12 protein-coding genes and 1 pseudogene are annotated in these 14,664 nt (G+C 64.8%); 6 read left to right on the forward strand and 7 right to left on the reverse strand.

The genetic code is table 11. The features are described 5' to 3' along the window. Positions 1–29 precede the first annotated feature (29 nt). From MESAU_RS00865 to MESAU_RS00875, 3 genes are all read left to right on the forward strand, one after another. A complete protein-coding gene (locus MESAU_RS00865) occupies positions 30–701 on the forward strand; it encodes an HAD family hydrolase (RefSeq protein WP_015314157.1) in 672 nt (223 codons plus the stop codon). 340 nt (positions 702–1,041) lie between these two features. Continuing rightward, on the forward strand, positions 1,042–1,845 hold the full coding sequence (locus MESAU_RS00870; RefSeq protein WP_015314158.1) for an isocitrate lyase/PEP mutase family protein: 804 nt from the start codon (positions 1,042–1,044) through the stop codon (positions 1,843–1,845). 15 nt (positions 1,846–1,860) lie between these two features. Beyond that, positions 1,861–2,859 (forward strand): proline racemase family protein, encoded by a 999-nt coding sequence (locus MESAU_RS00875; RefSeq protein ID WP_015314159.1) that lies wholly within the window; start codon positions 1,861–1,863, stop codon positions 2,857–2,859. 6 nt (positions 2,860–2,865) lie between these two features. Here the strand turns inward: MESAU_RS00875 and MESAU_RS00880 are convergent, their stop codons facing one another. Continuing rightward, positions 2,866–3,576 (reverse strand): sulfate transporter family protein, encoded by a 711-nt coding sequence (locus MESAU_RS00880; protein ID WP_015314160.1) that lies wholly within the window; start codon positions 3,574–3,576, stop codon positions 2,866–2,868. A gap of 120 nt (positions 3,577–3,696) precedes the next feature. Then, complete coding sequence (locus MESAU_RS00885) at positions 3,697–4,599, reverse strand: DMT family transporter (RefSeq protein WP_041163575.1); 903 nt, start codon at positions 4,597–4,599, stop codon at positions 3,697–3,699. A 198-nt stretch (positions 4,600–4,797) separates the two neighbouring features. Here MESAU_RS00885 and MESAU_RS00890 point away from each other — a divergent pair, with 198 nt between their 5' ends. Next, entirely contained in the window at positions 4,798–5,790 is a 993-nt protein-coding gene (locus MESAU_RS00890) for an adenosine kinase (protein WP_015314162.1), read from the forward strand. Between the two features lie 271 nt (positions 5,791–6,061). Continuing rightward, on the forward strand, positions 6,062–6,790 hold the full coding sequence (locus MESAU_RS00895; RefSeq protein ID WP_015314163.1) for an antitoxin Xre/MbcA/ParS-like domain-containing protein: 729 nt from the start codon (positions 6,062–6,064) through the stop codon (positions 6,788–6,790). Positions 6,791–6,803: 13 nt separating this feature from the next. On the opposite strand, the pseudogene MESAU_RS29755 reads toward MESAU_RS00895, so the two are convergent. The 4 genes and pseudogenes from MESAU_RS29755 to MESAU_RS00905 form a co-directional block, all read right to left on the reverse strand. Further along, a pseudogene (locus MESAU_RS29755) lies at positions 6,804–6,923 on the reverse strand (arginase family protein); the annotation flags it as partial. 50 nt (positions 6,924–6,973) lie between these two features. After that, positions 6,974–7,117, reverse strand: a complete 144-nt coding sequence (locus tag MESAU_RS31000) for a hypothetical protein (RefSeq protein WP_157163614.1) — start codon at positions 7,115–7,117, stop codon at positions 6,974–6,976. 150 nt (positions 7,118–7,267) lie between these two features. Then, positions 7,268–9,547 carry an NADP-dependent malic enzyme gene (locus MESAU_RS00900; RefSeq protein ID WP_015314164.1) on the reverse strand — a complete coding sequence of 760 codons (2,280 nt, stop codon included), beginning with the start codon at positions 9,545–9,547 and terminating at the stop codon, positions 7,268–7,270. 132 nt (positions 9,548–9,679) lie between these two features. Then, complete coding sequence (locus MESAU_RS00905) at positions 9,680–10,873, reverse strand: glycosyltransferase (protein WP_015314165.1); 1,194 nt, start codon at positions 10,871–10,873, stop codon at positions 9,680–9,682. Between the two features lie 160 nt (positions 10,874–11,033). Here MESAU_RS00905 and mutS point away from each other — a divergent pair, with 160 nt between their 5' ends. Further along, the gene (gene mutS, locus MESAU_RS00910) at positions 11,034–13,766 is read left to right on the forward strand and encodes a DNA mismatch repair protein MutS (RefSeq protein WP_015314166.1); all 2,733 of its coding nucleotides are present in this window, start codon (positions 11,034–11,036) and stop codon (positions 13,764–13,766) included. Here mutS and MESAU_RS00915 read toward each other — a convergent pair whose 3' ends face one another. Continuing rightward, positions 13,767–14,612 carry an aldo/keto reductase gene (locus MESAU_RS00915; RefSeq protein ID WP_015314167.1) on the reverse strand — a complete coding sequence of 282 codons (846 nt, stop codon included), beginning with the start codon at positions 14,610–14,612 and terminating at the stop codon, positions 13,767–13,769. Between the last annotated feature and the right edge of the window lie 52 nt (positions 14,613–14,664).

The raw sequence follows: 14,664 nt of genomic DNA on the forward strand, positions 1-14,664 counted from the left end.
AACCGTTTTGCCGGGCAGACTGATCCAACATGATTGAAACACGCCCCCTGCCAAAGCTCGTCATCTTCGACTGCGACGGGATCCTGGTCGATACCGAGAACCTCGCCAACCGGCGCCTGGCCGAATGGCTGAGCGACGCCGGTTTTCCAACGACCTTCGAATATTGCCGCAAGAACTTCTCCGGCCGCAGCATGGTCTCGGTGCAGAAGGAGATCGAAGAGACGACCAGCGTCAGGCTCGGCGCCGATTTCGTCGAGCGCTGGAATGCCGGCCTGCCGGATCTGTTCGCTCACGGTGTCGAGGCGATCCCTCATGTCCGGGAGTTCATCGAGGCGGTCCGCGCGGCCGGCATCGCTTATTGCGTCGCCACCTCGGCCAGGATCTCCAAGATGCACATAACGCTTGGCCAGACCGGTCTGTTGCCGCTGTTCGAACATGCCATGTTCAGCGCCACGATGGTGTCGCGCGGCAAGCCGTTCCCCGACCTGTTCCTGCATGCGGCCAAAACGATGGGCTTCCCGCCCGCCGACTGCATCGTCATCGAGGACAGCGTCGCCGGCACGCAGGCCGGCATCGCCGCCGGCATGCGCGTGTTCTCCTATCATGGCGACCCCTATTCGGACCGCGATGGCTTGATCCAGGCCGGCGGCATCCTGTTCGACGACATGCGCGAGCTCGCCGGGCTGGTGCCGATCCACTGATCCGCTGCACTGGACGCCACGAAGCGCTGTGCTACCTTCCGCGCGCCCGACAATGGGGCGCCGCCATGCCAACGTACCTGCTTCGCTTCATCCTCACCTGGGGTGCTGCTGCGGCTTTGGGGATGGCGGCCTCTGCACAAGCCGTCAGCTTCCCTGACCTCGGCAGCGCGCTGCCCGTCACAAGGATGCCACCTCCGTGCCTGTCGAGATGCGCCACATCGACGCTTTCGAGAAATTGGCAGCAGAGAACGAGAAACGCTTCTGAACCAACCGCATTCGTTTGCCCGGCAGCAAACAGCGCGGTAGCATCCGCCCCAATACTCGTTATGGGGGAGCATTCATGGACAAGGGCAAGATTTTTCGCGACCTGCATGCCTCGACCTTCGTCATGCCCAATCCCTGGGATCCGGGCACGACGAAGCTGCTCGGATCCTTCGGCTTCAAGGCACTGGCCACCACCAGCGCCGGCTTTGCCTTTTCGCGCGGCCTGCCGGATGGGGCCGTGACCTTCGACCAGATGATCCATCATTGCCGCGAGGTGACGGGCGCGACCGACCTGCCGGTCTCGGCCGATCTCGAGAAGGGCAAGGGGGACAGCGCCGAGCAGGCCGCCGAAACCATTTTCGCGGCGGAAGCGGCCGGGCTTGCCGGCTGCTCGATCGAGGATCACACCGGCGATCCTGAAAAGCCCATCTACGAGTTTTCGCACGCGGTGGAGCGCGTCGCCGCAGCGGTGGAGGCGGCGCGGGCGCTGAAGCGCGACTTTGTCTTCACGGCGCGGGCCGAGAATTTCCTCTGGGGCAAGTCGGACCTCGACGACACGATCAAGCGGCTGCAGGCGTTCGAAAAAGCCGGCGCCGACGTGCTCTATGCACCTGGTATCGGCGATGTCGAGATGGTGCGGACCTTGTGCTCTGCGGTCGGCAAGCCGGTCAATGTCATGGCGAGGCCCGGCTTCACCATCGCCGACCTCGCCATGGCCGGTGCCAAGCGGATTTCGCTTGGGCCATGGCTGACCAATTTCGCCTACGGCATGCTGGAGACGGCGGCGCGCGAGATCCAGCAGGACGGCACGTTCGGCTTCACCCGCGCCGCCATGCCGTTCGGCAAGCTGCAGGCGCTGTTCGGCAAATCCCAGGGCTAGGATGGGTTCGGCCGCATGAACCTTACCGTTGTCGACATGCATACGGGTGGCGAGCCGCTACGGATCGTCACGGGCGGTTATCCCGCTATCCCCAAGGGCACCATTCTTGAGAAGCGCGCCTATGTGCGGGACCATCTCGACCATTTGCGCAAGTTGCTGATCTTCGAGCCGCGCGGCCACTATGACATGTATGGCGCTTTGCTGGTCGAGCCCGATTTGCCCGGCGCCGACCTCGCGGTGCTGTTCATGCACAATGAGGGCTATTCGACCATGTGCGGCCACGCCATCGTCGCGCTCGGCCGCTACGCCGTCGATCAGGGGCTGGTGGCGAAGCAGGAGCCGTTCACCACCGTGAACATCGAGGCGCCGTGCGGCCTGGTCGTCGCCTCGGTCGCGGTCAGCGATGGCAAGGCCGGCGCGGTGTCGTTCGAGAGCGTGCCGGCGTTCCTGTTCGCCGGCGATCGACAGATCGAGCTGACAGGCTATGGCAAGATCGGTTTCGACATCGCCTATGGCGGCGCCTTTTACGCGCTGGCCGACTGTCATCAATTCGGGCTGGAGTTCGGCCACGACCGCCTGCGCGATTTCGTCGACGCGGCAACCGCGCTGACGAACCCGCTGAAGGCCAAGTTTCCGCTGTCGCATCCCGATCATGATGACCTCGCCTTCCTCTATGGCACCATCCTGACGGATGGAAAGGACGCCTTTTCCGGAGAGGCCACCAGGAATGTCTGTGTCTTCGCCGAGGCGGAGGTCGACCGCTCGCCGACCGGTTCCGGCGTCACCGCCCGGCTGGCGGCCATGTATGCCAAGGGCGAGATCGCCGTCGGGCAGACGCGAACGTTCGAGAGCATCGTCGGCTCCCGCTTTTCCGGGGCGGTGGCGCGAACAGCGCAGGCCGGCCCGCATGAAGCGATCGTCGCCCGCGTCGGCGGCCGTGCCTATTATTCCGGACGAGCCGAATTCATTGTCGAGCCGGACGACGAGTTGGGGCGGGGATTTCTACTACGCTGAAGAGATCTAGCGCCGCGACGCGCGTGCGACTTCCCGTGCCGAGATCGCCTTGTGCAGATGCACCATCATGGCGGCGGCGAAGAGCGGCGTCAGCAGGTTGAGCAGCGGCACGGCGAGGAAGGCCGCGACAACCAGCCCGGAGAGAAACACCGTGCCGGCATACTGCCTGCGCAGGGCCCGGGCCTCTTCTTCCCCGCGAAAGCGCATGGCGGCGAATTCGAAGAATTCGCGTCCGAGCAGGTAGCCGTTGACGATGAAAAAGGCGGCGATGTTGATGCCCGGCACCAGCAGGAGCATCAGCGCCACGACGTTGCCCAGGATGACGACGCCGAAGAATTTTATCGCCAGCACCAGCGAGCGCAATACCGGCATGGCGCGTCCGGCCGGGTCGCCGGGATAATCGGTGCGCTCGACCACTTCGGCGACATCGTCGAGGAACAGGCCGGCGATCACCGCCGTGACCGGTGCGATCAGAAGCGCCATGCCGAACGCCAGCGCGATGCCCGCGACGATGCCGCCCAACCAGCCGGCCCAGGACGGCATGCCGGGCAACAATGTTTGCAGCCACGGCAGGGCAAGCCATTCGACAAGGCTGGTCAAGCCGAACCACAGGGCGACCAACGCCAGCAGGGTCAGGCCGAGCGTCTTGATGAACACGGCGCGAAACGGAGGCGAGAGCAGCTCAAGGGCCGCGGTGCGGGCAGCGTCGAAAATCACCGTGCTTCACCCCCAGGTCAGCGGACACAGCCACAAGGCAGGACGCCTCCGAGATAGGCGGTGCGGCCCGCGAGCACAAGCGCGGGCCGTTGCTTGCCTTCGTATGTTCCCCAGATCTGCCTATCGGGCTAAGCCCGGCTTACGAACCGGTATGGTCATGGCCGCCACGCCGGCGACGACAAACCCCATGCCGAGCCAGGCCGTGGGCCCCAGGCTTTCGCCGAGGAAGACGGCGCCGATGCCGACGCCGATCGGCACCCGCAGATAGGCCTGAGACGTGGTGCCGACCGAACCCAGCGTGTGGATCAGGCGGAAATAGATGACGAAAGCCAGTGCCGTCGAAAACACGGACAGGCCGAGCAGGGCAAGGATGGAAGCCGTCGAAGGCGCCAGCGTCCATGGCTGGTCGACCGCCAGGCTGAGCGGTACCAGCATGACAGCGCCGCACAGCATCGAACCGGCGGCGGGAAGCATCGGATCGAGGCCCTTGAAGCCTCGGCCGAAAATGGCGGCGCCCGCATAGCACACGGTTGCCGCGACGATGGCGATCTGTGCCCAGAGCTGGTGGCCGATGCCGCCAAGCGCCTGCGTGCCGACGATGAGGCAGATGCCGGCGATGCCGGCGCCAACGCCGACCAGCTTGCGCACGGTCACCGGCTCATGACGGGTGATGAGCGCCGTCAGCAGGAAGGTGAAGATCGGCGAGGTGGCGTTGAGGATGGTGGCAAGGCCGGCGTCGACCGAACGCTCGGCCGCGGCGATCAGCGTGAACGGGACGACGCTGTTGAGGCAGGCCTGGAAGGCGAAGCGGCGCCAGCTTGCCGCATCGCCCGGCATGGCAAGCCCGCGCCAGCGGATGATGGCGAACAGGATGGCGCCGGCGATCAGGGTGCGGGCCGCGATGAAGGTGATGGGCGGGATGGTCTCTACGCCGATCTTGATGAAGGTGTAGGAGGCTCCCCAAAGCACCGCCAGCACGCCGAGCAATGCCAGGTCGATGGTCGTGTTGTTTTTGGCAGGCATGGGCTCGCGCCTTCGGACCGTGATCGAACAGGCGCAGATGTAGGCGACATCGCGACGAAATGTTTCGGCCACGGTCGAATTGTCGTAGCGCCTGGCTGGCGCGGCAAGGACAGAAAATCGGTTGCCAGTTTTCAGGGTCATGCTGTAGACCCGCGCGGGCATGGCAAGAAGCCGGCCCGGGTTTTGGCGGAGACATTGATGCCGGATTATGACGTGCTTTGCATCGGCAATGCGATTGTCGACATCATCGCCCAGTGCGAGGAGGAATTCCTCGAGACCAACGGCATCATCAAGGGCGCGATGAATCTCATCGACACGCAGCGCGCCGAATTGCTCTACAGCCGCATGGGCCCGGCGATCGAGGCCTCCGGCGGCAGCGCCGGCAACACGGCGGCCGGTGTTGCCTCGTTTGGCGGACGCGCCGCCTTCTTCGGCAAGGTCTCCAGCGATGCGCTGGGCGAAATCTACGCGCACGACATCCACGCGCAGGGTGTCGCCTTCGACACCAAGCCGCTCCAGGGCGAGCCGCCGACGGCGCGTTCGATGATCTTCGTCACGCCCGATGGCGAGCGCTCGATGAACACCTATCTCGGCGCCTGCGTCGAACTCGGCCCGGAAGATGTCGAAGCCGACAAGGCGTCCGGCGCCAAGGTAACCTATTTCGAGGGTTATCTGTGGGACCCGCCGCGCGCCAAGGAAGCGATCCGGCAGACGGCGAAACTGGCGCACGCGGCCGGTCGCGAAGTTTCGATGACCTTGTCGGATTCGTTCTGCGTCGACCGTTACCGCGACGAGTTCCTAGACCTGATGCGTTCGGGCACGGTCGATATCGTTTTTGCCAACAGCCACGAGATCAAGTCGCTTTATCAGACGTCGTCGTTCGACGAAGCGCTGGCGCGGATCCGCAAGGATTGCAAGATCGCGGCGGTTACCCGCTCCGAAAAGGGCTCGGTTATCGTGCGTGGCGACGAGACCGTGGTCATCCAGGCGACCGCCATCAAGGAACTGGTCGACACGACGGGCGCCGGCGATCTCTACGCCGCCGGTTTCCTGCATGGCTACACACAGGGACGCGACCTCCAGACTTGCGGCGATCTTGGCTCACTGGCGGCCGGATTGGTGATCCAGCAGATCGGCCCTAGGCCAAGGCAGAACCTGCGCAAAGAGGCCGAGCAGGCGGGGTTGCTGTAACAACGCCTTTCTCTTCGCCCGCTGTTGGGGAAAGGGGGCAAGCCCGGACAGCTTCTCATCGTCGCGCAGTTGTCACATACCGCTCCTACACGCAAATGCGAGCGTGCCGTAACTGACATTTCGACATGCTAATCGGGGTGTGAAGCAATGCAGGACAGCAACCTGTCGGGTCGCTGCATTCGTTGCCGTCGCACTTTCCACTTTCCGCCGTAACCGTTCAACAACTGGCCGCGGTCGAGGGAGGAGAGCGCGCGGCCCAGAAAACAGATGCATGACAAGATTTCAGACCAAGACGACATTTCAGACCAAGACAACCGGCATCACGCAGGACGATTTCGCCGACATGGTGGCGGAAAGGGTCGAGCGTGCGCTTGCCCATTATGACGAAGCCATCAACGGCCCCACAATGGTCTCGGTCGGCAAGATCGCCGGCTCGATAGCGTCCGCCGTCACCTTGCTGTCGCCCAAGCACCAGCGCGCCATCGACGCCATCCATGCCGACCTTCCGGGCCTGGCCCAGAAATTCGTGCGGGCGCTGGCGGCGGAAGCCGCCCGCCGCGGCGAAGCCGGCACCGCTGGCGCGGACAACCTGTCCTCGGCCCTTTTGGCCGACGCCGAAACCCCGCTCCCGCTCCCCCAGTCCGACGACCTCGAATCGATGCTGATCGAGGACTGGGCCGGACGCGTCGCCGGCTCGACCTATCTGGAAGAGAACCTGCGCATCGCCCGCTCCACCTTGCACCGCTGGCAGAGGCGCGGCGACGTCATCGCTCTGCGCAAGGGTGGCCGCAAGCACGTCTTCCCGCTGGCGCAGTTCGTCGATGGCAGGCCGGTCGCGGGCATAAGCGACGTGCTGGAGCTGATCGGCAATCCGAGACTCGCATGGCTGTGGCTGACCCGTCCAGCGGCGCACCTTGATGGGCGTATTCCCATCGACCTGCTGCGGCGGGACCAGGCGGAGGAAGTCGTGGAGGCGGCGCGGGCGTTCGCGCCGGGGTGAAGTCGGCGCGCTGTCAGCCCTTTCGTTCCGCGAGCAGGCCGAGATAGTGCTGCAGCACCGCCGCCCCGGCAAGCGACGTGACATCGGCGTGGTCATAGGCGGGCGCCACCTCCACAACGTCGGCGCCGACAATGAGTGCCCGTGCCGGGAGATAGGCCGGATCGAGGCAATCGATGTCGAAGGTCAGACGCGAGCCCGATCTTCCACGACCCGGCGCTTGCCGTCCGTGAGGCCGTGAATGGCGGCGGCGTGGCGCTGGCCGACAACATCATGGTCGAGGACCTGCTGGCCAGCGGCCAGCTGGTCGCGCCCTTCACGATCCGCCACGCAATTCCACAGAGCTACTGCCTGCGGCAGAAGCCGGGCAACCGCAATTCAACCAGCGTCAGGCTGTTCCGGGATTGGCTGCTGTCGGAGATCGCCAGCCACAAGCAGGTGATGCGGCTGGCACGAGGCGTCCAACACGGGGGAAGCCCCTCAAGCCCCCGCCGTGTACGCCGCGATGGCCGCCATGTTGACGATATCGCTGTCCTTGGCGTTCAGCGAAACGATCTGCACCGGCTTGTTCAGCCCGACCAGCAGCGGGCCGATCACAGTCGAGCCGCCGAGTTCCTGCAGCATCTTGGTCGAGATGGAGGCCGAGTGGAAAGCCGGCATGATCAGGACGTTGGCCGGACCGGTCAGCCTTATGAACGGGTATTGCGCCATGGCGCGGGCGTTGAGCGCGACGTCGGCGGCCATCTCGCCATCGTATTCGAAATCGACGCGGCGTTTGTCGAGGATGCGCACGGCTTCCTGGACGCGCTCGGAACGTTCGCCCTGCGGATGGCCGAAAGTGGAATAGGCAAGCATGGCGAGCCTTGGCTCGTAGCCCATGCGGCGGGCGAAGCCCGCCGCTTCCTCGGCGATGTCGGCGATCTGCTCGGCGTTGGGCATGTCGTGCACGGCGGTGTCGGCGACCAGCACGGTCTTGCCGCGCGCGAGCACGATCGAGACGCCGATGACGCGGTGGCCGGGCTTGGCATCGATGACGCGCCTGATGTCGTCGAGCGCGGTCGAATAGTTGCGGGTCACGCCGGTGACGATGCCGTCGGCATCACCCAGCGCCACCATGCAGGCGGCGAAATGGTTGCGGTCGTTGTTGATCAGCCGCTGGCAGTCGCGGAACAGGAAGCCTTTGCGCTGCATGCGCTCGTAGAGATAGTCGGTGTAGATCGAATTGCGGCGCGACAGGCGCGCATTGATGATCTCGATGCCTTGCTTGTTCAGGTCGATGCCAGCGTGCCTGGCGTTCTCCTTGATGACGTCGTCGCGACCGAGCAGGATGGCGGTGCCGAGCCGCTGATTCACGTAGGAGACGGCGGCGCGCATCACCTGCTCCTCCTCGCCCTCGGCGAAGACGATGCGCTTGGGCTGGCGGCGCACGCGGTCGTAGATGCGCTGCAGCGTCGAGGCGATCGGGTCGCGGCGGGCGGAAAGCTCCTGCGCGTAACGGTCGAGATCGAGGATCGGCTTGCGGGCGACGCCAGAATCCATTGCAGCCTTGGCCACGGCGATCGGGATGGCCGAGATCAGGCGTGGGTCGAACGGCACCGGGATGATGTAGTTGGGGCCGAATTTCGGCCGGTTGCCCTGATAGGCCGCGGCGACGTCGTCGGGCACGTCCTGGCGCGCCAGTTCGGCCAGCGCGCGGGCGGCGGCGATCTTCATGTCGTCATTGATGGTGGTGGCCCTGACATCCAGCGCGCCGCGGAAGATGTAGGGAAAGCCGAGCACGTTGTTGACCTGGTTGGCGTAATCCGACCGCCCGGTGGCCATGATGGCGTCGGTGCGGATCTCGGCCACTTCCTCCGGGGTGATCTCGGGATCGGGGTTAGCCATGGCGAAGATGATCGGGTTCTTGGCCATCGACTGCACCATGGCGGTGGTCAGCGCCCCCTTGGCCGAAAGGCCGAGGAAGACGTCGGCGCCGTCCAGCGCTTCGGCCAGGGAACGCGCTTCCGTCTTGACCGCATGCGCCGATTTCCACTGGTTCATGCCCTCGGTGCGGCCCTGGAAGACAACCCCCTTGGTGTCGCACAGGATGATGTTTTCTGGCGAAAAACCCATCGCCTTCATCAGCTCGATACAGGCGATGCCGGCCGCGCCCGCACCGTTACAGACCAGCTTCGTGGTCTTCATGTCGCGGCCGGTTATTTCCAGCGCGTTGATCAGACCGGCGGCCGAGATGATGGCGGTGCCGTGCTGGTCGTCATGGAAGACCGGAATGTCCATCAGTTCGCGCAGGCGCTGTTCGATGATGAAGCACTCCGGCGCCTTGATGTCCTCCAGGTTGATGCCGCCGAAGGACGGACCGAGGAAGCGCACGCAGTTGATGAACTCGTCGGCATCCTCGGTGTCGACCTCGAGGTCGATGGAATCGACATCGGCGAAGCGCTTGAACAGCACCGCCTTGCCTTCCATCACCGGCTTGGAGGCCAGCGCGCCGAGATTGCCGAGGCCAAGAATGGCGGTGCCGTTTGAGATGACGGCGACCATGTTGCCGCGCGTCGTGTAATCGAAGGCCCTGGATGGGTCCTCAGCGATGGCGCGCACGGGCACTGCCACGCCTGGCGAATAGGCGAGGCTGAGATCGCGCTGCGTCGTCATCGGCTTGGTGGCGACGATCTCCAGCTTGCCGGGCCGGCCCATGGCGTGGAATTCGAGCGCTTCCTGCGCGCTGACGGACGGACCGTTGTTCTCGGTTTTCCTGGCCATGGTGCTTTTGATTTCCTCGCCGGTGCGGCACCTCCTTGAAGCGGGTACCTGTGTGCTTGCGAATTAAGACCACGGGCCGCCGCGTGTAAACCACGAAGCTGGGCAAGGCTGCTTCAAAGCGGATACGGCCGGTCAGAAGCCTTTCCGCGCCGTTCCCAATGTCGTGATTTCATCCGCATGCTGGCGGGCCGTTGCCCAGCGCCGCAGCGTCCTGGTTCCGGGAAACGGCCATTGCGTCAGCGGCGGTTGGCTGCTTCCCATCCTCTTCAACAGGTCGGACAGGAACACTGTGAGTTCCTCCCGTTGAGCCCGCACCTTGGCCAGCGTGCGGTTGCGAATCTCATCGTGGGGAATGGCGCGGTCGCGCAACGTCTCGACCGCGCGCCGGATCGCCGCCGGATCGGGCTCGGCGATGATGCAATAGTCCGGATCGAAAAAGACGTCCCGGCCGCCAAGACTGGGCGTGCTCACCACCGGCAACCCCGCCATCAGATATTCCATGCTGGAGCACATCGCCCCTTCCGCCGCCGACAGACAGAGCCCAACCGCGGCCTGGTTGTAGACGCGGTTGACCTCCTGCGGCGCCAGCCAGCCAGTCAGGCCATTGACGATCGGGTTGGCGATACGATGCAGCGGCGATTGCGCCTGCAAGCGACGGATGAAGGCACGGTCGCCGGCCCGCGGCAGCTCGCCGATCGAAAAGGTAATGTGGGCGAGCCTTTCGATATCGAAGGCGAGGTGGTGGCGCTTGGTGTGCGAAATGCGGCCGTTATAGACCGCATCAAACTCGACAGAAATGTCCGGCAGTGGTCGAAATATGTCCTCGCTGACCATCAGATTGTGGTTGGAGAAGATCGCGGTTCCTCCGGCAGCAGTGACCAGACGACGCTCCTCTTGCGTGTTGCAAAGAAAGATCAGTTCGTGAAGCGAGAAGCTCTCACGGTACCAGGCGAGATCCCTGCCAAGCTTCGCGACGACATGGGGCCGCTCAAGCGTCCAACTCGGCATCAGCAGGAACACGGCGCGGCGCGAGGCCAGGCGACGGCCGATTGCCACCACTGAGTTGAGGGGGCGCTCGCCGCCGATCGGCGTGTAGATCAGCAGCGGATCGTGGCTGAGCACGTAAGCTGCAAGCCGAATGCCGCTATCCAGGTGGGACAACGGACCGCTGAGCGGCAGCGCGAAAGGAAGGCGCTTGGCTGCTACAAACTTAAGCCTGCCCAACCGTTGGCTGGCGTGCCGAGCTGTCATGAGCCAGAAGCGCTCGAGCGCCGAGTCGATCGGTCCCACCATCTCCTCGAACGTTTCGTGCCCGTCTTTGTCCATGACGTCCCCGCCATTATTGCCCAAGATGACAGATATTCGCGATCGCCGCGTCGGGCAATGCAGCTGAACAGCCGTTCCATGAAGACAGCTCGCGGTCTTCCCCTGCTTTTCGATGGCCTGGCATTAAACCCCGCCATCACATCTGCTAGCGTGCCGCGCCATGAACATGCACAGCCCGAACGAGCCCGACGCCGCCCCCGAGGCGATGACGCCGCCGCAGCCCGGCGTTGCCGCCGTCACGCCGATGATGGAGCAGTTCATCGAGATCAAGGCGGCCAACCCGGATTCGTTGCTGTTCTACCGCATGGGCGATTTCTACGAGCTGTTCTTCGACGATGCCGAGAAGGCGAGCCGGGCGCTGGGCATCGTGCTCACCAAACGCGGCAAGCATCAGGGCCACGACATTCCAATGTGCGGCGTGCCGGTGCATGCGGCCGACGACTATTTGCAGAAGCTGATCGGCCAGGGCTTCCGCGTTGCCGTCTGCGAGCAGATCGAGGATCCGGCCGAGGCCAAGAAGCGCGGCTCCAAATCGGTCGTGCGCCGCGACGTGGTGCGGCTGGTGACGCCGGGAACCATCACCGAGGACAAACTGCTGGCGCCGTCGGAATCGAGTTATCTGATGGCGTTGGGTCGGGTGAAGGGCGGCAGCGAGCACAGCTTTGCAATTGCCTGGATCGACATCTCGACTGGTGCTTTCCGCGTCGCCGAGACCACCGCCGACCGGCTGCTGGCCGACATCTTCCGTGTCGATCCGCGCGAACTCATCGTCGCCGAGCCGGTGTTTCATGATCCCGACCTGAAGCCGGTGTTCGACGTGCTCGGCCGTGTCGCCAGCCCACAGCCCCCGAGCCTGTTCGATTCGGCCTCGGCCACGGGGCGGATCGCGCGTTTTTTCGAGGTGGCGACACCGGACAGTTTCGGCACGTTTTCGCGCGCCGAATTGTCGGCGATCTCAGGCGCCATCGCCTATGTCGAGAAAACGCAAAAGGCCGAGCGGCCGCCGCTGTCGCGGCCCGAGCGCGAGGAGCAGGGCTCGACCCTGTTCATCGATCCGGCGACGCGCGGCAATCTCGAACTGTTGCGTACGTTGTCCGGCAGCCGCGAGGGTTCGCTGTTCAAGGCAATCGACCGCACGGTGACCGGTGGCGGCGCGAGGTTGCTCGCCGACCGGCTGATGGCGCCGCTGACCGACCCGGCGGCCATCGGCGCGCGGCTGGACTCCGTCTCGTTCTTCCGCTCCGAGGTCAGGCTTTGCCAGGCGGTGCGGATGAGCCTGAAGAGCGTCGCCGACATGCCTCGCGCCCTGTCCAGGCTGGCGCTCAACCGGGGCGGGCCACGCGATCTCGGCGCGCTCCGCGCTGGTTTCGAGGCGGCCGGTGCCATCGCCGAAACCTTTGCCGCGATCGCCCTGCCCCAGGAGTTGGCCGGCGCGATGGCCGCGATCAAGGCGCTGCCCAAGGCGCTTGCCCAGCATCTCACCCAGGCGCTCGGCGAGGAACTGCCGCTGCTCAAACGCGACGGCGGCTTCGTTCGCGGCGGCTACCACCCGGACCTCGACGAGATGCGGGCGTTGCGCGACGAGTCGCGAAAAGTGATTGCCGGACTGGAGCGCTCGCTGATCGAGGAAACCGGCATCCGCTCCCTGAAGATCCGGCACAACAATGTGCTGGGTTACTACATCGAGGTGACGGCCAATCATCACGCCGTCATGACTGGCAGCGATGGCGCCAAGGCGCGCTTTATTCACCGCCAGACCATGGCCAACGCCATGCGTTTCACCACGACCGAACTCGCCGAGCTCGAGACCAAGATCGCCAATGCCGCCGACCGGGCACTGAGCATCGAACTGGCCGCCTTCGATGCGCTGACGGCGGAAGCGGTCGACGCGGCCGAGGCGATCCGCGCCGGCGCCGACGCGCTCGCCGTGCTCGACGTGTCGGCAGCGCTTGCGCTTCTGTCGGAAAGCGAGGCCTGGTGCCGGCCGGTGGTGGATTCCAGCCTTGCCTTCGAGATTTCAGGCGGGCGGCATCCGGTGGTCGAACAGGCGCTGCGCCGTTCGGGCGAAGGCCCATTCGTCGCCAACGATTGCGACCTCTCGCCGGAGGGCAATGCCAAGAACGGCGCGATCTGGCTGCTGACCGGCCCCAACATGGGTGGCAAGTCGACGTTCCTGCGGCAGAACGCGCTGATCGCCATCCTGGCCCAGACCGGCTCCTTCGTGCCGGCGACATCGGCCCATATCGGCGTCGTCGACCGGCTGTTCTCACGCGTCGGCGCGTCGGACGACCTGGCGCGCGGCCGCTCGACCTTCATGGTCGAGATGGTGGAGACGGCGGCGATCCTCAACCAGGCCGGCGAACGGGCGCTGGTGATCCTCGACGAGATCGGCCGCGGCACCGCCACCTTCGACGGGCTGTCGATTGCCTGGGCGGCGGTGGAGTATCTGCACGAGAAGAACCGCTGCCGGGCGATCTTCGCCACCCACTTCCACGAAATGACGTCGCTCGCCGGCAAGCTGGCGCGGCTTTCCAACGTCACCATGCGGGTCAAGGAGTGGGAAGGCGACGTCGTTTTCCTGCACGAGGTCGGCAAGGGTGCCGCCGACCGCTCCTACGGCGTCCAGGTAGCCCGCCTTGCCGGCTTGCCGGAAGCGGTGGTGGGCCGCGCGAAGGAAGTTCTGCATCAGCTTGAGGAAGGCGAGGTTTCCGGCAAGGCCAACCGGCTGGTCGATGACCTGCCGCTGTTTTCGGTGGCGATGAAACGGGAAGCGCCAAAGCCGGTGAAGAGCGACGCGCTGGGCGCGGCACTCGGTGAGATCAATCCCGACGAGATGACCCCCAAGGAAGCGCTGGAGGCGCTTTACCGGCTGAAGGGGCTGGCGGGGAAATAGTCAGATCATTTCCAGTCCGCGCTTGCGCGTCGGTGGGGGGAATGCACGGTCGAGATCGGCGAGGTCATCGGCGGTAAGCTTTATGTCCAGCGCGGCAAAATTCTGGCGGACGTGCTCCTGGCTGCCGGCCTTGGGAATGGCGATAACGCCGTCCTGATGCATCACCCAGGCCAAGGCGATTTGCGCAGGGGTCGCATTGTGACGGGCGGCGATGGCGTCAAGCCTGCTGTTGCGCGCCAAAGCACCCTGCTCCACCGGCGAATAGGCCATCAGCGGAATGCCGCGCTGGCGGCTCCATGGTGCAAGGTCGAATTCGGGGCCGCGCCGGATCAGATTGTAGAGCACCTGATTGGTCTGGACATTGCCGCCCGAGCGCAAACCGGTGAGCTCTTCCATTTCATCGGTATCGAAATTGCTGACGCCCCAGTGGCGGATCTTGCCGGCCTTCTTCAGAGCCTCGAAAGCGTCGACGGTCTCGGCCAAAGGCACGCTGCCCGGCCAGTGCAGGAGATAAAGATCGATGCGGTCGGTGCGCAAGCGCTTCAGGCTTTTCTCGCAAGCCGCCGGCACGCCGGTGCGCGAAGCATTGGACGGCAGCACCTTGGAGACGAGAAAGAGTTCTTCGCGCCGGCCGGCGACGGCTTCGGCCACCACCTCCTCGGCGCCGCCGCTGGCATACATTTCGGCGGTGTCGATCAGCGTCATGCCGAGGTCCAGCCCAAGCTTCAAGGCATTGACCTCCCCGGCTCGACGGCGGGCATCCTCGCCCATTTTCCAGGTGCCCTGTCCCAGCACCTGGACGGCTTCGCCCGAAGGCAGCTTGGTGGTTCTTGTCGTCGTGGGCATGGGGGCTCCTGGGTAAGCGATCGAGGCGCATGGCATCACAAGCATACGGAGA

This window comes from Mesorhizobium australicum WSM2073, from assembly GCF_000230995.2.
GTDB lineage: Bacteria > Pseudomonadota > Alphaproteobacteria > Rhizobiales > Rhizobiaceae > Mesorhizobium > Mesorhizobium australicum.

Excerpts from the sequence above, each read along its gene's own strand:
- MESAU_RS00905 (WP_015314165.1), bottom strand. The coding sequence starts at position 10,873 with ATGGACAAAGACGGGCACGAAACGTTCGAGGAGATGGTGGGACCGATC.
- MESAU_RS00900 (WP_015314164.1), bottom strand. The coding sequence starts at position 9,547 with ATGGCCAGGAAAACCGAGAACAACGGTCCGTCCGTCAGCGCGCAGGAA.
- MESAU_RS00885 (WP_041163575.1), bottom strand. The coding sequence starts at position 4,599 with ATGCCTGCCAAAAACAACACGACCATCGACCTGGCATTGCTCGGCGTG.
- MESAU_RS00895 (WP_015314163.1), top strand. The coding sequence starts at position 6,062 with ATGACAAGATTTCAGACCAAGACGACATTTCAGACCAAGACAACCGGC.
- mutS (WP_015314166.1), top strand. The coding sequence starts at position 11,034 with ATGAACATGCACAGCCCGAACGAGCCCGACGCCGCCCCCGAGGCGATG.
- MESAU_RS00890 (WP_015314162.1), top strand. The coding sequence starts at position 4,798 with ATGCCGGATTATGACGTGCTTTGCATCGGCAATGCGATTGTCGACATC.
- MESAU_RS00865 (WP_015314157.1), top strand. The coding sequence starts at position 30 with ATGATTGAAACACGCCCCCTGCCAAAGCTCGTCATCTTCGACTGCGAC.
- MESAU_RS00875 (WP_015314159.1), top strand. The coding sequence starts at position 1,861 with ATGAACCTTACCGTTGTCGACATGCATACGGGTGGCGAGCCGCTACGG.
- MESAU_RS00915 (WP_015314167.1), bottom strand. The coding sequence starts at position 14,612 with ATGCCCACGACGACAAGAACCACCAAGCTGCCTTCGGGCGAAGCCGTC.
- MESAU_RS00870 (WP_015314158.1), top strand. The coding sequence starts at position 1,042 with ATGGACAAGGGCAAGATTTTTCGCGACCTGCATGCCTCGACCTTCGTC.